This window comes from Hydrogenophaga sp. 2FB, assembly GCF_005503365.1.
Classification (GTDB): Bacteria; Pseudomonadota; Gammaproteobacteria; order Burkholderiales; family Burkholderiaceae_C; genus Hydrogenophaga.
In genome coordinates this window covers 18,947-38,951 of sequence record NZ_SCML01000012.1, presented here as the reverse complement: position 1 = coordinate 38,951, position 20,005 = coordinate 18,947, and the positions used below count along the sequence as shown (strand labels likewise).

Annotated in this window: 18 protein-coding genes and 1 tRNA gene; 16 read left to right on the top strand and 3 right to left on the bottom strand. The window is 65.0% G+C overall.

Annotated features, from left to right (window positions below):
• Positions 1-96: 96 nt before the first annotated feature.
• A tRNA-Leu gene (locus FFS09_RS09400) sits at positions 97-181 on the bottom strand.
• 33 nt (positions 182-214) lie between these two features.
• Between FFS09_RS09400 and rnr the strand changes: the two genes are divergently transcribed.
• The 3 genes from rnr to FFS09_RS09385 are packed head-to-tail and all read left to right on the top strand — an operon-like array spanning position 215 to position 4,080.
• Complete coding sequence (gene rnr / locus FFS09_RS09395; RefSeq protein WP_252374305.1) at positions 215-2,512, top strand: ribonuclease R; 2,298 nt, start codon at positions 215-217, stop codon at positions 2,510-2,512.
• A gap of 51 nt (positions 2,513-2,563) precedes the next feature.
• The gene (locus FFS09_RS09390; protein WP_252374304.1) at positions 2,564-3,475 is read left to right on the top strand and encodes a gamma-glutamyl-gamma-aminobutyrate hydrolase family protein; all 912 of its coding nucleotides are present in this window, start codon (positions 2,564-2,566) and stop codon (positions 3,473-3,475) included.
• Between the two features lie 53 nt (positions 3,476-3,528).
• Positions 3,529-4,080, top strand: a complete 552-nt coding sequence (locus FFS09_RS09385) for a YggT family protein (protein WP_137918598.1) — start codon at positions 3,529-3,531, stop codon at positions 4,078-4,080.
• Between the two features lie 2 nt (positions 4,081-4,082).
• Here FFS09_RS09385 and FFS09_RS09380 read toward each other — a convergent pair whose 3' ends face one another.
• Together FFS09_RS09380 and FFS09_RS09375 are read right to left on the bottom strand one after the other, a co-directional pair.
• Positions 4,083-5,678 carry an NAD(P)H-hydrate dehydratase gene (locus FFS09_RS09380; RefSeq protein WP_137918597.1) on the bottom strand — a complete coding sequence of 532 codons (1,596 nt, stop codon included), beginning with the start codon at positions 5,676-5,678 and terminating at the stop codon, positions 4,083-4,085.
• Positions 5,679-5,785: 107 nt separating this feature from the next.
• Positions 5,786-7,081 (bottom strand): FAD-dependent oxidoreductase, encoded by a 1,296-nt coding sequence (locus tag FFS09_RS09375; protein WP_137918596.1) that lies wholly within the window; start codon positions 7,079-7,081, stop codon positions 5,786-5,788.
• Between the two features lie 315 nt (positions 7,082-7,396).
• Here FFS09_RS09375 and rpsB point away from each other — a divergent pair, with 315 nt between their 5' ends.
• The 13 genes from rpsB (at position 7,397) to lpxA (ending at position 20,005) form a co-directional block, all read left to right on the top strand.
• Positions 7,397-8,152 (top strand): 30S ribosomal protein S2, encoded by a 756-nt coding sequence (rpsB, locus tag FFS09_RS09370; RefSeq protein WP_137918595.1) that lies wholly within the window; start codon positions 7,397-7,399, stop codon positions 8,150-8,152.
• Positions 8,153-8,268: 116 nt separating this feature from the next.
• Positions 8,269-9,156, top strand: coding sequence for a translation elongation factor Ts (tsf, locus tag FFS09_RS09365; RefSeq protein WP_137918594.1), 888 nt, complete (start codon positions 8,269-8,271; stop codon positions 9,154-9,156).
• 148 nt (positions 9,157-9,304) lie between these two features.
• Positions 9,305-10,015, top strand: coding sequence for a UMP kinase (gene pyrH, locus FFS09_RS09360; RefSeq protein WP_137918593.1), 711 nt, complete (start codon positions 9,305-9,307; stop codon positions 10,013-10,015).
• 43 nt (positions 10,016-10,058) lie between these two features.
• The gene (frr, locus tag FFS09_RS09355) at positions 10,059-10,619 is read left to right on the top strand and encodes a ribosome recycling factor (RefSeq protein ID WP_137918592.1); all 561 of its coding nucleotides are present in this window, start codon (positions 10,059-10,061) and stop codon (positions 10,617-10,619) included.
• Positions 10,620-10,649: 30 nt separating this feature from the next.
• Positions 10,650-11,408, top strand: a complete 759-nt coding sequence (gene uppS / locus FFS09_RS09350; protein ID WP_137918591.1) for a polyprenyl diphosphate synthase — start codon at positions 10,650-10,652, stop codon at positions 11,406-11,408.
• A complete protein-coding gene (locus FFS09_RS09345; RefSeq protein ID WP_137918590.1) occupies positions 11,401-12,222 on the top strand; it encodes a phosphatidate cytidylyltransferase in 822 nt (273 codons plus the stop codon). The genes uppS and FFS09_RS09345 overlap by 8 nt, the downstream gene beginning before the upstream one ends.
• 4 nt (positions 12,223-12,226) lie before the next feature.
• Positions 12,227-13,414, top strand: a complete 1,188-nt coding sequence (ispC, locus tag FFS09_RS09340) for a 1-deoxy-D-xylulose-5-phosphate reductoisomerase (protein ID WP_137918589.1) — start codon at positions 12,227-12,229, stop codon at positions 13,412-13,414.
• Between the two features lie 49 nt (positions 13,415-13,463).
• Entirely contained in the window at positions 13,464-14,828 is a 1,365-nt protein-coding gene (gene rseP, locus FFS09_RS09335; RefSeq protein WP_137918588.1) for an RIP metalloprotease RseP, read from the top strand.
• A 13-nt stretch (positions 14,829-14,841) separates the two neighbouring features.
• Positions 14,842-17,166, top strand: a complete 2,325-nt coding sequence (gene bamA, locus FFS09_RS09330) for an outer membrane protein assembly factor BamA (RefSeq protein ID WP_137918587.1) — start codon at positions 14,842-14,844, stop codon at positions 17,164-17,166.
• On the top strand, positions 17,166-17,684 hold the full coding sequence (locus FFS09_RS09325; RefSeq protein WP_137918586.1) for an OmpH/Skp family outer membrane protein: 519 nt from the start codon (positions 17,166-17,168) through the stop codon (positions 17,682-17,684). Before bamA ends, FFS09_RS09325 begins: the two co-directional genes overlap by 1 nt.
• A gap of 17 nt (positions 17,685-17,701) precedes the next feature.
• Positions 17,702-18,754 carry a UDP-3-O-(3-hydroxymyristoyl)glucosamine N-acyltransferase gene (lpxD, locus tag FFS09_RS09320; protein ID WP_137918585.1) on the top strand — a complete coding sequence of 351 codons (1,053 nt, stop codon included), beginning with the start codon at positions 17,702-17,704 and terminating at the stop codon, positions 18,752-18,754.
• On the top strand, positions 18,751-19,191 hold the full coding sequence (fabZ, locus tag FFS09_RS09315) for a 3-hydroxyacyl-ACP dehydratase FabZ (RefSeq protein WP_137918584.1): 441 nt from the start codon (positions 18,751-18,753) through the stop codon (positions 19,189-19,191). Before lpxD ends, fabZ begins: the two co-directional genes overlap by 4 nt.
• A 19-nt stretch (positions 19,192-19,210) precedes the next feature.
• Positions 19,211-20,005 (top strand): acyl-ACP--UDP-N-acetylglucosamine O-acyltransferase, encoded by a 795-nt coding sequence (gene lpxA, locus FFS09_RS09310; RefSeq protein ID WP_137918583.1) that lies wholly within the window; start codon positions 19,211-19,213, stop codon positions 20,003-20,005.

Genomic DNA, 20,005 nt, shown 5'->3' with positions numbered 1-20,005 from the left:
CCGTCATCATTTTCAAAGACAAGATCTTTTTGATCTTTCGGGAATCACAGTGGATTTCTGTGACTGGCTGATATCGCCAAAACCCCGTGTTAATCTTGGTGCCCAGGAGAGGACTCGAACCTCCACGATGTTACTCGCTAGTACCTGAAACTAGTGCGTCTACCAATTCCGCCACCTGGGCTTTCAGGAAAACCAGAAGTATAGCAGAGAAAAAGTGAACGAAAAAAACAGCCTGTTGGCCGAATTTGAAGGTGTCGTGTCCGGTCATCGCGACGGACATGGTTTTGTGATCCGCGACGATGGCCAGGCCGATATTTATCTCCCGTCGAACGAAATGCGGGCCGTGTTGCACAAGGACCGGGTCAAGGCCCGCATCGTGCGGCTGGACCGCAAAGGCCGCCCCGAGGGGCGTGTCACCGAGATCGTGGAACGCGCCGATTCGCCCATCATCGGGCGCTTGTTGCAAGAGAGCGGTGTGTGGCTGGTGGCGCCAGAAGACAAGCGCTACGGCCAGGACGTGCTGATTCCCAAAGGCGCTACCGGCTCGGCCAAACCGGGCCAGGTGGTGGTGGTGCAACTGACCGAACCGCCGGCGCTCTACGGCCAGCCCGTGGGCCGCGTGAAGGAAGTGCTGGGCGAGATCGACGACCCCGGCATGGAGATCGAAATCGCGGTGCGCAAGTACGGCGTGCCGCACGAGTTTTCGGATGCCGCGCTGGCGCAGGCCCGCGCGCTGCCCGACCATGTGCGGGGCCCCGATCACAAGCACCGCGTGGACCTGCGCGACGTGCCCTTGGTGACCATCGACGGCGAAGACGCGCGCGACTTCGATGACGCGGTGTACTGCGAACCGGCCAAGGTGGGCAAGGGCAAGGGCTGGCGCCTGCTGGTGGCCATCGCCGACGTGAGCCATTACGTGGAGACGGGCTCACCGATAGACGTGGATGCCTATGACCGCGCCACCTCGGTGTACTTTCCTCGCCGCGTCATTCCCATGCTGCCCGAGAAATTGTCCAACGGCCTGTGCTCGTTGAACCCGGGCGTGGAGCGTCTGTGCATGGTGTGCGACATGCTCGTCAACGCCAAGGGCGAGGTGCATGCGTACCAGTTCTATCCGGCGGTGATGTTCAGCCATGCGCGCATGACCTACACAGAGGTTGCTGCCATCCTGCAGAACACACGTGGGCCCGAGGCAGCTGCGCGCAAGGGGCTCGTGCCCTATCTGTTGAATCTGCACGACGTGTACCGTGCGCTGTTGACCGCGCGCGGCGAGCGCGGCGCGGTGGATTTCGAGACCACCGAAACCCAGATCGTCTGTGACGAATCGGGCCGCATCGAAAAGATCATTCCGCGCACCCGCAACGATGCGCACAAGTTGATCGAAGAGGCGATGCTCGCGGCCAACGTGTGTTCGGCCGACTTCATCAACCAGGGCAAGCACACCGGCCTGTTCCGTGTGCACGAAGGCCCGACGCCCGAGAAGCAGGAAATCCTGCGCAACTACCTCAAGGCCATGGGCGTTTCGCAGACCATCGGCGACAACCCCAAGCCGGCCGATTTCCAGCAGATCGCGCTCGCGACCAAAGACCGCCCCGAAGCACAGCAGATCCACACCATGCTGCTGCGCTCCATGCAGCAGGCGATCTACACGCCGATCAACAGCGGGCATTTCGGTCTGGCGTTCGAGGCCTACACCCACTTCACCAGCCCGATCCGCCGCTACCCGGACCTGTTGGTGCACCGGGTGATCAAGGCCATTCTGGCGCGCAAGCGCTACGAGCTGCCGACGCTGCCCACACCGGGCGAGGCGCACGCCAAGCTCAGCAAGCGCCTGGCCAGCCGTGTGAAACCGCCCGTTGCCGGCGAGCCGGTGAAGAAACCATCGGCTGACACCTTGGCCTGGCAGGCCGCCGGGTTGCACTGCAGTGCCAACGAACGGCGGGCCGACGAAGCCAGCCGCGACGTGGAGGCCTGGCTCAAGTGCAAGTACATGCGCGAGCACCTCGGCGAAGAGTTCAGCGGCGTGGTGACCTCGGTCACCAGCTTCGGCCTGTTCGTCACGCTGGATGCGATGTATGTCGAAGGTCTGGTGCACATCACCGAGCTGGGTGGCGAGTATTTCCGGTTCGACGAGGCGCGCCAGGAGTTGCGCGGCGAGCGCACCGGCATTCGCTATGCGTTGGGCAGCCGCGTGCAGGTGCAGGTGAGCCGTGTGGACCTGGATGGTCGGCGTATCGATTTCCGGCTGGTCAGCGGAAACGACGACCTCCTGCTGCGTGCCATGCGCGACAAGACCGGCGTGCCGGGTACGCCGGACGATGGCGCATCGGCTTCGCGTGCAGGCAAGACACGCCGAGGCAGGGACGCCAAGGCGCAGACGCGCCACGACGGTTCGCAACAGCAGCAGCCCGCGCCGGAGACGAAATCGGCGTCGCGCAAAGCCACGGGCAAGAAGCCGCAACGCGGCGGCGCACGCAGCACCGCGAGCCAGTCTCGAAAGAGTCGGCGCTGAGTCGAAGGAGGGATGACGGGCATGCCTCGTTCAACACACCCATCTCCCTCTGTGACGACGGCCCCTGCGATCAAGCCTGTACCGGCGTCGCGCCGCAAGAACGACGGGGTGGCGACCGAGCGGGCGCTGCGCATTGGCGTGTCGGCGCGCCTGTTGCACCGCGCCCCGCAGGAGCTGGGGTTTCGCAACAAGATCCTGCAGTACATCGAGCAGTCGTTGGCGCACTGGATCATGGAACACGGGGCCGTGGCGTTCATGGTGCCGGCGGTGGCCCACGACAGCAAACACGCGGCGCGCCATCTCAAGGTCGAGCAAGTGGTGCAGGAGCTGGATGCGCTGGTGCTGCAGGGTGGTGCTGACGTCGCGCCTCAGAGCTATGGCCAGACCCCGATGGACTCGCGTTGGCAGGGCGACGTGGTGCGCGACCGCTACGAGCTGGGGCTGCTGCGCACATTTCTCGCCCAGAAGAAACCCGTGCTGGGCGTGTGCCGCGGCGCCCAGTTGCTCAACGTGGCTTTTGGCGGCACGCTGTACCAGGACATCGCCACGCAATGTGCCGCCGCCCACGCCCATGTGGACACCGAGCTGTACGACCAACTCGAACACGACGTGACCTTCCTGCAAGGCACGGCATTGACCAGGCTGTATCCCAATGCGTCTCAGCTGCGTGTCACGAGCATCCACCACCAGGCGGTGGCCCAGTTGGGCAAGGGCATGGTGGTCGAGGCCGTGTCCACACTGGACGGCATGGTCGAAGCCATTCGCTGGACCGGCGATACCTATGCGAGGGGCGTGCAGTGGCACCCCGAGTTCCACCACGGCCGCGACGCCTTGGCCGACAGCTCACCGATCATGCTGGACTTTCTGGAGGCGTCGCGCGAGGCCGCGTTGGAGAGGTTGAAGCAGGGCCTTGAACCCGACCCCCGCATTCCCCGGGCGCCTCTGCGCTTTGTGGGGTCCTGAGCAAGGGGCTTGCGCCTCTAAACTCGTGCATCGCCATCCCACCCGCCTACGCCATGCGCATCGTCTTTTTTTTGCTTGAAACCTTCTTCTTTTTCCTGGTGGCGGCCGCGTTGCTGCGCGCCTGGATGAACCATCTGCGCATTCACATGTCGGCGCAGCCGGGTCGGTTCGCGATCGCGGTGACCAACTGGCTGGTGGCGCCGCTGCGGCGCGTGCTGCCCCGCGCACTGGCGCAGAGCCCGATCGACTGGGGCAGCCTGCTGGCCGCGGTTCTGCTTTGCATCGCGTATGGCGCGCTGTGGCTGCTGCTGGCGTCCAGCGTATCGGCGGCGCCGCTGTCCATGGAGGCGGCCATCGGCACGGTGGGGACCATGGCGGTGCGCATGCTGGTGCGCACCTTGTTGCAGGGCCTCATGCTGCTGTTGCTGGGCTATGCCATCCTGTCGTGGGTGCAGCCACATTCACCGGTGATGGCCACGCTGGATCGCCTCTGCGCGCCCATCTTGCGGCCGGTGCGCCGCGTGGTGCCTCTGGTGGGCGGGGTGGACCTGTCGGTGCTGCTGCTCATCATCCTGCTGCAGGTCGGGTTGATGTTGCTGGGCTGACGTCAATCGAGCGGCGTGACCCTGGCCGCGAGGCGGCTGGCGCTCAGACCGTGTGACGCGCCACCGTCCCATCGGTCGGCCAGCGCGCCATGGTGGAACACCGCATCGGCCACGCGCGCGAATGCGTGCGAAGGCGATGGGTGAGGGCGGGCCAGTGCGCCGCCGATCATGCCCGCCAGCACATCGCCCGTACCGGCGGTGGCCAGCGCGGCATTGCCCGATGGGTTGATGTGCGGCGTCTCGCCCGGCGCGGCGATCACGGTGCCCGAGCCTTTGAGCACGCACACCGACCCGAACCGATCTGCGATGGCTTGGGCTGCGCGCACGCGGTCGGCCATGACGGCGGCGGTGGTGCTCTCCAGCAAACGGGCGGCCTCCAGCGGGTGGGGCGTGAGCACGGTGGTCAGGCCACGGCCATGGCGGTGGCCGAGCAGGGTTTGCAGTGCCGGGTCGGTGGCGATGGCGTTGAGTGCATCGGCATCCAGCACCAGCGGGTTGGCGTGCGAGAGGACGCCGGGCAGCACCGCCGCCACGGAAGCACCCCCTCCGCAGCCGCACACCACGCTGGCGCTGCGCAGCACCCCGCGCTCGATCAGGCGGTCAATGTGGCGGAACATGAGTTCGGGGCACATCGGGTCCCATGCCACGGCGCTCTGCGCACTGCCTTCCAGCAAACCCACGAAGATGCGGCCCGCGCCGGCATGCAACGCGGCACGCGCGGCGAGGATGGCCGCGCCGGTCATGCCGGCGCCATCGACGGCCATGCCTTGGCCGCCGATCACGACCACATCGCCGTAGCTGCCTTTGTGGCTGGCATGGGCGCGGCGCGGTGGTGAGGTTGTGGTGCTGGTGCCGAGGCCAGAGAGCCATGCACTGGCCGCTGCGAGCGCGATGGGTGAGACGCCGAGATCGTCCAGCCACACGTCGCCCGCCGCGTCACGCCCCACGCCGGTGAAGAGGCCCGGCTTCAGTGTCAGCAGCGACAGCGTGTGGCGCGGCGCTGGCGCGACCGTGACCATATTGGCCAGCGGTGCCAGCACACCCGTGTCAGCGTCCAGTCCGCTGGGAAGATCGATGCTCAACACGGGCGCAGGGCTGTTGCGCAAGCGGTCCAGCCAGAGCGCCACAGGCCCTTCGAGCGAACGCACGAGGCCGATGCCGAAGAGTGCGTCGATGGCCAGGTCGGCATCGGCTGGCGGCGCGTCGCTGAACGTCACGCCTGCGTCGCGCGCGGCTTGCAGTGCCCATCGGGCATCGGCCGGCAGGCGGGCTTCGTCGTGAGCCGCGTGGGTCACAACCACCCGCTGTTCACCACCGCGTTCTTGCGCCCAACGGTGCAAATGGGTGGCGGCCACCAGGCCGTCACCGCCGTTGTTGCCGGGCCCGCAGGCGATCCAGATGCACCGGGCATGGGGCTGCAGCGCGAGCGCCAGGCGAGCCGCCGCCAGACCGGCGCGCGCCATCAGCGTGTGATCGGGCAGGGCGGCTGCCGCTTGCTGTTCGATGTGGCGCGTGGCGGCAGCGCCGTGCAGCGCCTCGCGGCGGTCGCCAGAGACCTGCCGAAGGCCGGCCTGTGATGTGAAGTCGGGCGTGCCCAATGCGTCGCTCCAGAGGATGTGGGAAGGTCGACGGCCACGCGGGCAGGGGACCCGCGTTCCATTTCAACACGTTTGCCCTCGCGCGGAGGGCGTCATCAACGGAAGGTTCAGAGGCCGAGGCGGCGCGGCGAACAACCCGCTACGCCCACATCGGGACTGCGGCCGGCCAGTTGGTCGGCCAGCACCCGCGCACTGCCGCACGCCATGGACCAGCCCGCGTTCCCGTGCCCCACGTTGAGCCAGACGCCGGGCAGCTTGCTGGCGCCCAGCGCGGGCAAGCCATCGGGCAGCGAGGCTTGCGCACCCTGCCATTCCTGAACGCTGCCCCGTGGGCCGCCCAGCCGCACGGCGCCGGGGAACCAGTCGGACAGCACCGCATAGAGCCGGCGCAAGGTGGTGGGCGACAGCTGACCCGTCGGGGTGCCGAAGTCGCTGCCACCGGCCACGCGGATGCGCTGGCCGAGGCGGGCGATCGAGACCCCGTTCGCGGCGTCCAGCACCGCCGATTGCGGCGCGTCCAGCGGCTCGCGCACCGCGGCACTGAGGGAGTGGCTGTGGATGGCCCGCACGGGCAGGCGCAGGCCGAGTGGCTGCAGCAAGGCCGCGCTGTGCAGGCCCGCGCAGACGATCACCGCGTCGAAACGCCGGGATTCACTGGGCGCGTGGGGTGCGGGGGGCTTGCCGCCGCCGGCCGCTGAAACACGCAATTCAACGCCCTGAGCAGCCTTTGCATCGATGGATTCCACCCGCGTGTTGAACGCGAAGTGGCAGCCCAGCTGGCGGGCCTCGTCCCGGATGGACAGCGCAAACTCACGGCAATTGGCCACCGCTTCGCCGGCCAGTTCGACCGCGCCATGGAGGGGCGTTTCGGGGTTCATCGCCGGCTCCAACGCGCGCGCCTGCTCGGCGGAGAGCTCGCGGTGCTGGATGCCGAGGTCCTTCATGTGCTGCAGCGCCGTTCGCGCCTGTTCTGCCTGGCGCGCCGTGCGCCAGAGCACCAGCATGCCCTGGCTGCGGTCGTGGTTGAGTTCCTGCTCTTCGGTGATGGACAGCAGCCGCTCCTGGCTGTAGCGCATCAATTGGTGGATCTGCTGATGCCGCGCGGGTTGGTATTCGCCGCGGCCGGCGCGCAGCCACCGCCACAGCCAGCGCCACTCTGCCCCGCGCGGCAGGTGTGCCAGCCGGAGACTGTCTGCGCGGCTCGACCAGGGCAAGTGCAGACTGCGCTCGGGCGTGTTCCAGGGGGCGGTCCAGCCGGCGGCGACCAGCGCGCCGCTGGCAAAGCTGGCTTCTTCCGCCACGGTGCTGCGGCGTTCGAACACCGTGACTTCGTGGCCATCGAGCGCGAGTTCAAAGGCGGTCGTGGTGCCCACCACGCCCGCGCCGACCACGGCGACTTTCAAGACCTACCCCGGCTGGGTGTGGAGTGGGACAGAGAGGGCAAGGCAGGGGGCATGGGGCGCGGAAGTAACGCGGAAGCGTGCCTGTGGACAGGCGTCGTTCCGCAAGAGCAGGGAAGGGGCAGGAGTGATCGGACTGCTATAATCGACGGGCTTTGCAGGTGGCCGGCCCGAACAACCGTTCGAGTGGCGCCTTGTGAAGCAAATCGCAAACCAGCCCAACCGGGTGTCGCCCGCAGCATCAGGACCTTCAACGGTCCGCCAAATGCCAAGGTGATCGGGGCTGGATTTTAGACTCAACCTCTGGAAAGTAATCACATGTCCATCTCCATGCGCGAAATGCTGGAAGCCGGTGTCCATTTCGGTCACCAAACCCGCTTCTGGAACCCCAAGATGGCGCCGTACATCTTCGGCCATCGCAACAAGATCCACATCGTCAACCTCGAAAAGACGCTGCCCCTGTTTGAAGAGGCCGCCAAATTCGTGCGCCAGCTCTCCGCCAACCGCGGCACCATCCTGATGGTGGGCACCAAGCGCCAGTCGCGCGACATCGTGGCCCAGGAAGCCCGTCGTGCCGGCGTTCCCTTCGTTGACCAGCGTTGGCTCGGCGGCATGCTGACCAACTTCAAGACGGTCAAGACCTCGATCAAGCGCCTCAAGGACATGCAGGCCCAGAAAGAAGTCGGTCTGGACAGCATGAGCAAGAAAGAGCAGCTGATGTTTGCTCGCGAAATGGAAAAGCTCGAGAAGGACATCGGCGGCATTCAGGACATGAATGCACTGCCCGACGCCATCTTCATCATCGACGTGGGCTTCCACAAGATCGCCGTGCTCGAAGCCCAGAAGCTGGGCATTCCGCTGGTGGGCGTGGTCGACACCAACCACTCGCCTGTGGGCATTGACTACGTCATCCCCGGCAACGACGACTCGGCCCGCGCCGTGGCCCTGTACGCCCGTGGCATCGCCGACGCCATCATCGAAGGCCGCAGCAACGCGGTGAACGATGTCGTCAAGGCTGTCGCGGCCGAAGGCTCCGACGAGTTCGTGGAAGTCAAAGAAGGCGCTTCCGCCTGAGTCTGTCTTTCCTCCGAAAGAGGGGCTCTTGTGGCCCCTTTTTTGTAAGACAAGCAACCGATCATTGAGCATGCCGCTGGCTTCTGTGGAGGCGCGGCAGAAAACGGAGAAACAAAATGGCAATTACCGCAAGCATGGTCGCTGAACTGCGCGCCAAGACCGACGCGCCCATGATGGAGTGCAAGAAGGCACTGACCGAAGCCGATGGCGACATGGCCAAGGCCGAAGAGCTGCTGCGTGTCAAGCTCGGCACCAAGGCCGGCAAGGCCGCCAGCCGCGTCACCGCCGAAGGCGTGGTGACCAGCTTCATCAATGGCAACACCGGCGCCATGGTCGAAGTCAACTGCGAAACCGACTTCGTCACCAAGAACGACAGCTTCCTGGCACTGGCCAATGCTGCCGCCAAGCTGGTGGCCGAGCAAAACCCGGCCGACCTCGACGCCTTGGGTGCACTCGCCTACAGCCAGGACGGCTTCGGCCCCACGCTGGAAGAAGTGCGCAAGGGCCTGATCGGCAAGATCGGCGAGAACATGAGCTTCCGCCGCTTCAAGCGCTACAGCGGCGGTGGCAAGGTCGCCGGCTATCTGCATGGCACCCGCATCGGCGTGCTGGTGGAATTCGATGGTGAGGAAACGCCCGCCAAGGACACCGCGATGCACATCGCCGCCATGAAGCCCGTGGCCCTGACCAGCGCCGACGTGCCTGCCGAGCTGATCGAAAAAGAGCGCTCGGTTGCGACCGCCAAGGCCGCCGAGTCCGGCAAGCCCGCCGACATCGCCGCCAAGATGATCGAAGGTTCGGTGCAGAAGTACCTCAAAGAGGTGTCGCTGTTCAACCAGCCTTTCGTCAAGAACGACAAGCAGACGGTCGAGCAGATGCTCAAGGCCGCTGGCACCACGGTGAAGGGCTTCGCGCTCTACGTGGTGGGTGAAGGCATCGAGAAGAAGGTCGACGACTTCGCTGCCGAAGTCGCGGCCCAGGTCGCGGCCGCCAAGGGCGGTTGATCCGTTCAGGCTGACACACCACAACGGGCCGCAAGGCCCGTTGTGCCGTGTGGACCTGTATTTTTTGGTTTTTCCCCGGCAGGCGGGCGCGATGTCCTCGCTACACTTGCCGGCTGAATCTTTTTTATCGATATCCTGAAAGTCGCCCATGCCAGCCTACAAACGGATTCTGCTGAAACTGTCGGGAGAGGCCCTCATGGGCGATGACGCTTTCGGCATCAACCGGGCCACCATCGTGCGCATGGTGGAAGAAATCGCTGAGGTCACGCGCATGGGTGTGCAAGTGGCCATCGTCATCGGTGGCGGCAACATCTTCCGCGGCGTGGCGGGTGGTGCCGTCGGCATGGACCGCGCCACGGCCGACTACATGGGCATGCTGGCCACCGTGATGAATTCGCTTGCGCTGGCCGACTCCATGGACAAGGCCGGCCTGGTTGCGCGTGTGATGTCGGCAATCGCCATCGAGCAGGTGGTGGAGCCCTATGTGCGCCCCAAGGCGCTGCAGTACCTTGAAGAAGGCAAGGTGGTGGTGTTCGCTGCCGGCACCGGCAATCCGTTCTTCACGACCGACACGGCCGCGGCCTTGCGCGGTGCCGAGATCGGTGCGGAGATCGTGCTCAAGGCCACCAAGGTCGATGGCGTCTATTCTGCCGACCCCGATAAGGACCCCAACGCGACGCGCTACGCCACGATCTCGTTCGATGAGGCCATGGGCAAGAACTTGCAGGTTATGGACGCCACCGCTTTCGCGCTTTGCCGTGACCAGAAGCTGCCGATCAAGGTGTTCTCCATTCTCAAACCTGGCGCGCTGCGCCGGGTGGTACAGGGCGGCGATGAAGGCACGCTGGTTCACGTTTGATGCCGTTGTGGCATCCTATTTTTCGTTGCATTGAGGAGTATTCATGAGCACCGACGACGTCCGTAAAACCGCTGAGCACAAGATGCTTCAATCGGTGGAATCGCTCAAGAGTGGACTGACAAAAGTGCGCACGGGGCGTCCGAACCCCGCGCTGCTGGACACCGTTCACGTCGACTACTACGGCTCCATGCTGCCGCTGTCGCAGGTGGCCAACCTGACCCTGCTGGACGCACGCACCATCGGTGTGGCGCCGTGGGAAAAGGGCATGGGCGCCAAGATTGAAAAAGCCATTCGCGAGTCGGACCTCGGTTTGAACCCCTCGAGCCAGGGCGACCTGATCCGCGTGCCGATGCCGCCCATGACCGAAGAGCGCCGCAAGGAGCTCACCAAGGTGGTGCGCAACGACGGCGAAGCCGCCAAGATCGCGATTCGCAACCTGCGGCGCGACGCCAACGAAGCGGTGAAGAAACTGGTCAAGGAGAAGCTGGCGTCGGAAGACGATGACCGCCGCTCGCAGGAAGACATCCAGAAGCTCACCGATCGCATGATCAACGAAGTGGACCGCCTGGTGGCATCCAAAGAGCAGGACATCCTGGCGGTCTGATCCGTCTGCGTGCCCACCGTCCAACCGAACATGGCTTCACCAACGTCATCCCCTATCGAGCAGGGCAAACTGCCTGGCCACGTGGCCATCGTCATGGATGGCAACGGCCGTTGGGCTCAGAAGCGGTGGTTGCCACGTGTCGCAGGGCACAAGCAAGGCGTGGAGTCGCTGCGTGGCATCGTCAAGGCGTGCATCGAGCGTGGCGTGCCTGTGCTGTCCGTGTTTGCCTTTTCGTCCGAGAACTGGAACCGGCCGGCCGAGGAAGTGTCCGGCCTCATGGACTTGCTCGTGATGGCGCTCTCGCGCGAGGTGCCCAGCCTGGAAAAAAGCGGTGTGAGGCTGCATTTTCCCGGGGACCGCAGCGGCCTGTCGCCGCGCGTGGTGCAAGGCCTGGAGGCCGCCGAGCGCGGCACCGCCCACAACAGCAAGCTGATCCTGAACGTGTGTTTCAACTATGGCGGTCGTTGGGACGTGGTGCAGGCCGCGCGGCGCCTGGCAGAGCAGGGCGTCGAGATCACCGAGGAAAGCCTGTCGCAGGCGACCGCGCTGTCCCATGTGGGCGACCCGGATCTGCTGATCCGCACCGGTGGCGAACTGCGCATCAGCAACTTTTTGCTCTGGCAATCGGCCTACACCGAGCTGGTGTTCACCGAATGCCTCTGGCCGGATTTTGACGCTGCCGAACTGGACCGTGCCTTCGGCGAATTCGCCCGGCGCGATCGCCGCTTCGGGCGGACCGCCGAGCAGCAGGCCGATGCGCAGCCTGCGGCGGGCAAGCGACATGCTTAAGCAGCGGATCATCACGGCCGTGCTGTTGCTGGCCGTTCTGCTGCCCGCGCTGTTCTACCCGTCGATCGAACCCTTTGCCGCATTGACCTTGCTGTTGATCGTGGCGGGCGGCTGGGAATGGTCCCGACTCAATGGATTCGGTTCATCCCTGTCCCTGGCTCTGGGCGTCGGTCTGGGCGCGTTGATGGTGTGCGTCTGGCTCATGGGCGGTCTGAACTGGTCGCTGCGCCCCCTGTGGTTGGCCCTTGGCGCGCTGTGGGTGGCCCTCGCGGTGGTGATGCTGCGGCGTGGCGTCAAGGGCTGGGGTCAGTGGCCTGCCGGTCTGCGCCTGTGCATCGGTCTGGTGGTGATTGCCTGTGCCTGGTTGGCGATGGTGCAGGCGCGCCAGATCGGTCTGGGTTTTCTGCTCTCCGTGCTGTGCCTGGTCTGGATGGCGGACGTCGCGGCCTATTTCGGGGGCAAGGCTTTTGGCAAACGCAAGCTGGCGCCCAACATCAGCCCGGGCAAGAGCCAGGAGGGCGCGGTCAGTGGCCTGTTGGGCGTCATCCTGCTCGCCGCGTGCTGGCTCCTGGTGGATCCCCAAGGCGGCAGTCTGTACGCCAGGCTCTGGGCCATCGGGCCCGCGTGGGCCGTGCTCGGTGTGGTGTTCCTCGTCGCCATGAGTGTCGTGGGCGACCTGGTGGAGTCGCTGGTCAAGCGCAGCGCCGGTGCCAAGGATTCCAGCCAGTTGTTGCCCGGACATGGCGGCGTCCTGGACCGGGTGGATGCGCTCTTGCCGGTGTTGCCGCTGGCCATGATGCTCATCACAATTTGAATCCATGACCCACCGTCCCCAAGCCGTCACCATTCTGGGCTCCACGGGCTCCATCGGCACCAGCACGCTGGACGTCATCGCGCGCCATGCGGAGCGCTACAGCGTGTTCGCGTTGACCGCGGCCACACAGGTAGACGCGATCCTCGCGCAGTGTCAGCAGTTCCATCCGCGCTACGCCGTGATGGCCAGCCCGGTGCATGCGCAGCAACTTGCCCAGCGCGTGCGCGAACTCGGCCTGAAGGTGGAGGTGCTTTCCGGTCCGAAGGCGTTGTGTGATGTCAGCGAAGTCCCTGGGGTGGATGCCGTGATGGCCGCCATCGTCGGTGCCGCGGGCCTCGCGCCGAGCCTGGCTGCGGCGCGTGCGGGCAAGAAATTGTTGTTGGCCAACAAAGAGGCGCTGGTGGTCGGCGGCGCGTTGTTCATGCAAGCGGTGCACGAAGGTGGTGCTACCTTGCTGCCCATCGACAGCGAACATTCGGCTGTGTTCCAGTCCTTGCCCGAGGATCCCGCCACGTGGTCACGCCGGGTGGAGAAAATCGTGCTGACCGCATCGGGCGGGCCTTTCCGCGAACGCGACCCCGGTACCTTGCGCGAGGTCACGCCGGAACAGGCGTGTGCCCATCCGAACTGGGTGATGGGTCGCAAGATCTCGGTCGATTCGGCCACCATGATGAACAAGGCGCTGGAAGTCATCGAAGCCAGTTACCTTTTCGGCATGCCGGGCGATCAGATCGAGGTGGTGATCCACCCGCAGAGCGTGATCCATTCGATGGTGCAATACACCGATCGCTCGGTGGTGGCGCAACTGGGTACGCCGGACATGCGCGGGCCCATTGCCTATGGCCTGTCCTGGCCTGAGCGCATCGTGTCAGGCGCTGCCGCGCTCGATTTCGCCAAGCTCGGTTCGCTGAGCTTCGAGGAGCCCGACGACCGGCGTTTTCCAGGCCTGCGCCTGGCATGGGACGCACTCGCCGGGCCCACCGGCACCACCGCCGTCCTGAATGCCGCCAACGAAGTGGCGGTGGACGCGTTTCTGGGCCGGCGCCTTCGCTTCGACCAGATTCACGCGATCAATCATGCAACTTTGCAGGCCTTGAGTCCCTCCAAGCCTCACAGCCTCGATGACCTTCTGGCGATCGATGCCGAAGCACGTGCCGTGGCGCAGGCCGGGGTCGACCGGTTGACGGTCTGATCTCCGCGCCGGCGGGCTGAGGCCCCTCCCGTTTTCAATCGAACTCCTCATGCTCACACTTGTTGCTTTCGTGGTGGCCCTGGGTCTGCTGATCGCCGTGCACGAGTACGGCCACTACCGCGTGGCGGTGGCCTGCGGCGTGAAGGTCCTGCGCTTCTCGGTGGGGTTTGGCAAACCGCTGCTGACCTGGCGCAAGAAGGGCAGCCCGACCGAATTCGTGCTCTGCGCGCTGCCCTTGGGTGGCTACGTGCGCATGCTCGATGAGCGCGAAGCGCCTGTGGACGAAGCCGAACGGCATCTCGCGTTCAACACGCAACCCTTGCGCTCGCGTGCCGCCATCGTGGCCGCCGGCCCCGCGGCCAACCTGTTGCTGGCCATCGCGATCTACGCGCTGGTGAACTGGACCGGTGTGGACGAGCCCAAGCCGATCCTGGCCACGCCGGTGGCGGGCTCGGTGGCCGAACGCGCGGGCTTGCACGGCGGCGAATGGGTGGCCGAAGCGGGCGCTGCCGACGCCGAGGCCAGTGCGGTGGGATCGTTCGAAGACCTGCGTTGGCGTCTGACGCAGGCCGCGCTGTCCAGCGACGACATCACCTTGTGGGTGGCCCCGCGCGAAGGTGGGGCCACGCGCCCCGTGCGGCTGGCGCTGAGCGAGCTGGACGTTCGCGAAGCCGATGCCGCGCTGTTCCAGCACATCGGCATCACCGGCCCATGGAGTACGCCCGTGGTGGGCGAGATCATGGCCGGCGGCGCTGCCGCGGCGGCAGGCCTGCGCGAGGGCGACGTGGTGCGTCGTGTCGATGACCAGCCGGTGGGCGATGGGCAAAGTTTGCGCGCCCGCATTCGCGCCGCGAGCGGCCCCGCGGGGGAGCCGATCGAACAGCGTTGGGATATCGTGCGCAACGGCCAGGCGATGGTCCTGACGGTCAAGCCCGTGCCCGAACAGCAGGCTGGGGTGTGGGTCGGGCGCGTGGGGGCCTACATCGGCGCCATGCCCGAAATGATGACCGTGCGGCTGGGACCTGTGGATGGCTTGGTGCAGGGCGTGGTGCGCACCTGGGAGGTCTCGTGGCTGACGCTCAAGATGATGGGGCGCATGCTCATCGGAGAGGCCTCGGTCAAGAACCTCAGCGGCCCGCTCACGATCGCCGATTACGCGGGCAAGTCGGCCAGTCTTGGTATCACGTCTTACCTGCTGTTTCTCGCGCTCATCAGCGTGAGTTTGGGCGTGCTCAATCTGCTGCCGCTGCCGGTCCTCGATGGTGGACACCTGATGTATTATCTTTGGGAGGGTGTCACTGGGCGCAGCGTGTCTGATGTCTGGATGGAGCGCCTGCAGCGAGGGGGTGTCGTGGTTCTCATGGCACTCATGTTCGTCGCCTTGTTCAACGATGTGGCCCGCCTGGCTGGCTGAACGCTTCCTTTCCATGAAAAAAAACTCTTTCGGTCTTCGCGGCCTGACCCTTTCTGCGCTCGCGACGGCCCTGCTTTCGGCCCTTCCAGCTTGGGCCGTTGACCCTTTCACCTTGCGCGACATCCGTGTCGAAGGCTTGCAGCGCGTGGAGCCCGGCACGGTGTTCGCATCGCTGCCGTTTCGCATTGGCGACCAATACAACGACGACCAGGGCTCGACCGCGATCCGCTCGCTGTTCGGCCTGGGCTTGTTCAGCGACGTGCGCCTGCAGATCAATGGCGACGTGCTGGTCGTGATCGTTGAAGAGCGGCCGACCGTGGCCGACATCGGCTTCTCCGGCATCAAGGAATTCGACGAAGACGTGCTGAAGAAGGCCTTGCGCGACATCGGCCTGACCGAGGGCCGGCCGTTCGACAAGGCATTGGCCGACCGCGCCGAGCAGGAACTCAAGCGCCAGTACATCAACCGCAGCATGTACGCGGCTCAGGTGGTGACCACGGTCACGCCGGGCGAGCGCAACCGGGTCAACCTGAACTTCAGCGTGGTCGAGGGCGACATCGCCAAGATCAACGAAATCCGCGTCGTGGGCAACCAGGCGTTTTCCGAGTCGACCCTGCGCAACCTGTTCGATCTCGACACCGGTGGCTGGCTGAGCTGGTACACCAAATCCGATCGCTACTCGCGTGCCAAACTCAACGCCGACCTCGAAACCCTGCGCTCCTACTACCTCTCGCGCGGCTACCTCGAGTTCCGTATCGACTCGACCCAGGTCGCCATCTCACCCGACAAGGAACACATGTCGGTCACCATCAACATCACCGAAGGTGATCGTTACGTGGTGAAGTCGGTGGCACTGGAAGGCCAGTACCTCGGCCGGGAAGAGGAGTTCAAGTCTCTCGTGACGATGCGCGCGGGCCAGGCCTACAACGCCGAGGACGAAACCAGCACCGTCAAGGCCTTCACCGACTACTTCGGCGCCTTTGGCTACGCCTTCGCGCAGGTCGAGCCCACGCGGGACGTCGATCGCGTGAACAAGCAAGTGTCTTTCGTGATCCGTTCGCAGCCGGCGCGCCGTGTGTACGTGCGCCGCATCAACGTCGAAGGCAACAACCGCACGCGTGACGAAGTCATTCGCCGCGAGTTCCGCCAGCTGGAATCGGCCTGGTACGACAGCGACCGCATCCGCCTCTCGCGCGACCGCGTGGACCGTCTGGGCTTCTTCACCTCGGTCGAAGTCGACACGCAGCCCGTGCCGGGCACGCCCGATCAGGTGGACATGAACATCACGGTGGCCGAAAAGCCCACCGGCAACCTCACCCTCGGTGCGGGTTACTCGCAGGCCGAAAAGCTGTCGCTCATTGCCGGCATCCGGCAGGAGAACGTGTTCGGCTCCGGCAACTACCTCGGCATCGACGTCAACACCAGCGACTTCAACCGCCAGGTCGTCGTGAGCACGGTGGACCCGTATTTCACCGCCGATGGCATCTCGCGCGCCATCGATGTGTTCTACCGCACCACCACGCCGTACTCGCAGCAGGGCGGTGACTACCGCCTCGTCACGCCCGGCGCGAGCATCAAGTTCGGTGTGCCGTTCACCGAGCAGGACACCGTGTTCTTCGGCATCGGTGTCGAGCAGACCCGCATTGATGCCGGTACCGGGCTGCCACAGGCCTACGCTCAATACACGAATGACTTTGGCGAATCCAGCACGTCGGTGCCCCTGACCCTTGGCTGGTCGCGCGATGGGCGGGACAGCGCCCTGGTGCCCACGCAAGGCCGCCTGCAGCGCTTCAACACCGAGCTGGGCGTGGCGGGGGACACCCGCTATGTCAAGGCCAACTACCAGTTCCAGCAGTACTTCCCGTTGAGCAAGCAGTACACGCTCGCCTTCAACGGTGAGATCGGCTACGGCAAGGGCCTGGGCGGCCGCCCGTATCCGCTCTTCAAGAACTTCTACGGCGGTGGTTTGGGGTCCGTGCGTGGCTTTGACCAAGGCACGTTGGGCCCGACCTCCAAAATTTTGACTGGCGTCTCCGCAGACCAGGAAGTCAACATCGGTGGCAACCGCAGTCTGGCGCTCAGCGCCGAGTTCATCACGCCCTTCCCGGGGGCTGGCAACGACCGTACCTTGCGCATGTTCGGGTTTGTGGACGTGGGCAACGTGTACGGCGACAATGACAACCGTCCGAATGCGCGCGACCTGCGTGCTTCCGTGGGGGTAGGCTTGAGCTGGATCTCGCCTGTTGGCCCCCTGCGCTTCGCTCTGGCCCACCCTATCCGCAAATTCCCTGGCGATAGAATCCAGAAATTCCAGTTTCAGATCGGAACCTCCTTTTGATGAAGACTTTTTACCGAATTTTCAACCGACGCCTCGTGCTGGCGGCAGGCCTGAGCCTGCTGACCCTGGCTGCGACGGCGCAGGACCTGCGCATCGGCGCTGTGAACCTCGAACGCATCTTGCGTGAAGCCAATCTCGCCAAGACGGCGCAGACCAAGCTGGAGCGCGAGTTCTCCGCCAAGGAGAAGGAAATCCAGGGCCTTGCGGCCCAGCTGAAGACCGCTTCCGAGAAGTTCGAGCGAGAAGCGCCTACGTTGCCCGAGGCGCAGCGCGGCACGCGCCAGCGCCAGCTGGTCGATCAGGACCGTGAGTTCCAGCGCAAGCAACGCGAATTCCAGGAAGACCTCGCCCTGCGAAAGAACGAAGAATTGCAAACGGTCGTTGACCGCGCCAACCGCGTGATCAAGCAAGTGGCCGAGGCCGAAAAATACGACTTCATCATCCAGGAAGCCGTGTACATCAACCCCAAGCACGACATCACCGACAAGGTGCTCAGCGGCTTGAACGGCGGCAAATAAGCCGTTCGGGACCCCACGTGTCGAGGCCTCTGGGCGAGATTGTTGATGCCCTGGGTGGTACGCGGCACGGTTCGCCCGACCTGTTGATCGAACGCCTGGCCCCCGTGGCCACGGCGGAGCAGGGCGACTTGGCCTTCGTGGCCCAGGCCCGTTACGCCAGCCAGATCGAAACCACGGCGGCCAGTGTCCTGATTGTTCCGCCTGCCTTGCAGGCCCAGGCCCTTGCACGTGGCGCCTGCATCGTCTCGGACGACCCTTATCTCTACTTTGCGCGGCTAACCCAATGGTGGCGTCGGCAGCACGACCCGGCCCCCACGCCTTTCATCGATCCCTCGGCCAGCATCCACCCGTCTGCCCATCTGGGCGAGGGCGTCAGCGTGGGCCCGTTTGCCGTGATCGGAGCCGACGTGCATCTGGACCGCGGCGCGCGCGTTGGCGCGCACGTCGTGCTCGGTGCGGGCGCGCGGGTGGGGCAGGACACCGTGCTGCATCCCAGGGTCACGATCGGCGAGCGTTGCGTGCTGGGCGAGCGCTGCACCGTGCACCCGGGCGCGGTGATCGGCGCCGATGGTTTCGGCTTCGCGCCGCACGCGGGCGAGTGGGTCAAGATCGAGCAACTCGGAACGGTGCGCATCGGCAATGATGTGGATATCGGCGCCAATACCTGCATCGACCGTGGCGCGTTGGGCGACACCGTGATCGAGGACGGCGTCAAGCTCGACAACCTGATCCAGATCGGCCACAACGTGCGCGTGGGCAAGCACACCGCCATGGCGGGGTGCGCAGCCGTGGCAGGCAGCGCCACCATCGGCGCACATTGCACGATCGGCGGCAGGGCATCGGTGCTGGGGCATCTCACGCTCGCAGACGGCGTGAACGTGTCAGCGCTCTCCGTGGTCACGCGGTCCCTGCTCAAGCCGGGTCACTACACCGGCTTCTTTCCCATCGACGACAATGCGAGCTGGGAAAAGAACGCCGCTTCTCTCAAGCAACTCAATCGCATGCGCGAGCGCCTCAAGGCCGTGGAGCAAGCGATGGAGCATGCGCTCAAAAACAATTCAACGCCATGATGGACATCCACAAAATTCTCAAGCAGCTGCCGCACCGTTACCCCTTCCTGCTGGTGGACCGCGTGCTGGAACTGGACAAGGGCAAGAGCATCAAGGCGCTGAAGAACGTGACCATCAACGAACCGTTTTTTAGTGGCCATTTCCCGCACCGCCCGGTCATGCCGGGCGTACTCATGCTGGAAGCCATGGCGCAGGCCGCTGCCTTGCTGGCTTTCGACACCATGGGCGCTTCGCCCGACGACAAGACGGTGTACTACTTCGCCGGTATCGACGGTGCTCGCTTCAAGCGCCCGGTCGAGCCCGGTGATCAACTGATCATGGACGTCACGCTGGACCGCATGAAGGCCGGTATTTTCAAATTCAAAGGCATCACTCGCGTGGGTGATCAGGTGGCATGCGAGGCCGAGTTGATGTGCACCGTGCGCTCCATCGCCTGACCATGCTGGAGGGCGTTTCGTGTCTTTGATTCATCCCACCGCACTGGTGGACTCGGCCGCCGAACTCGACAGCTCGGTCAGCGTCGGTCCCTACACGGTCATCGGCCCTCATGTGAAGGTCGGCGCGGGCACCACCATTGGCGCCCACTGCGTGATCGAAGGTCACACCACCATCGGTCGCGACAACCGGATCTTCCAGTTCAATTCGCTGGGTGCGATTCCGCAGGACAAAAAGTACGCGGGCGAGCCCTGCGAGCTGGTCATCGGCGACCGCAACACCATCCGCGAGTTCTGCACCTTCAACATCGGTTCGCCCGGTGACCGCGCCGTGACCCAGGTCGGCGACGACAACTGGATCATGGCCTACGTGCACCTGGCGCACGACTGCGTGGTCGGCAACCACACGATCTTCGCCAACAACTCGCAACTGGCGGGCCACGTGGTCGTCGACGACTGGGTGATCCTGGGCGGATTCACCGTGGTGCACCAGTTCGTGCGCGTGGGTGCACATGCCATGACGGCGATGTGTTCCTTGCTGTTCGCCGACCTGCCGCCGTTCGTGATGTGCCAGGGCCAACCTGCACAAGCGCGCTCGATGAACTTCGAAGGCCTGCGCCGCCGCGGCTTTTCGCCCGAGCGTGTCGCGGCCGTGAAGGGCATGCACAAGGCGCTCTATCGGGACGACCTCAAGCTGGATCAGGCGGTGGAGCGCATCCGCGGCCTGACCGACAAGACGCCCGAGGCCGCGCCGGACGTGGCCATGATGCTGGATTTCCTCGGGCAGGTGTCGCCCCAGCGCGGCATCGTCCGCTGA

Excerpts from the sequence above, each read along its gene's own strand:
- bamA (WP_137918587.1), top strand. The coding sequence starts at position 14,842 with ATGAAAAAAAACTCTTTCGGTCTTCGCGGCCTGACCCTTTCTGCGCTC.
- rpsB (WP_137918595.1), top strand. The coding sequence starts at position 7,397 with ATGTCCATCTCCATGCGCGAAATGCTGGAAGCCGGTGTCCATTTCGGT.
- FFS09_RS09345 (WP_137918590.1), top strand. The coding sequence starts at position 11,401 with ATGCTTAAGCAGCGGATCATCACGGCCGTGCTGTTGCTGGCCGTTCTG.
- fabZ (WP_137918584.1), top strand. The coding sequence starts at position 18,751 with ATGATGGACATCCACAAAATTCTCAAGCAGCTGCCGCACCGTTACCCC.
- tsf (WP_137918594.1), top strand. The coding sequence starts at position 8,269 with ATGGCAATTACCGCAAGCATGGTCGCTGAACTGCGCGCCAAGACCGAC.
- rseP (WP_137918588.1), top strand. The coding sequence starts at position 13,464 with ATGCTCACACTTGTTGCTTTCGTGGTGGCCCTGGGTCTGCTGATCGCC.
- pyrH (WP_137918593.1), top strand. The coding sequence starts at position 9,305 with ATGCCAGCCTACAAACGGATTCTGCTGAAACTGTCGGGAGAGGCCCTC.
- FFS09_RS09385 (WP_137918598.1), top strand. The coding sequence starts at position 3,529 with ATGCGCATCGTCTTTTTTTTGCTTGAAACCTTCTTCTTTTTCCTGGTG.
- frr (WP_137918592.1), top strand. The coding sequence starts at position 10,059 with ATGAGCACCGACGACGTCCGTAAAACCGCTGAGCACAAGATGCTTCAA.
- uppS (WP_137918591.1), top strand. The coding sequence starts at position 10,650 with ATGGCTTCACCAACGTCATCCCCTATCGAGCAGGGCAAACTGCCTGGC.
- ispC (WP_137918589.1), top strand. The coding sequence starts at position 12,227 with ATGACCCACCGTCCCCAAGCCGTCACCATTCTGGGCTCCACGGGCTCC.
- FFS09_RS09325 (WP_137918586.1), top strand. The coding sequence starts at position 17,166 with ATGAAGACTTTTTACCGAATTTTCAACCGACGCCTCGTGCTGGCGGCA.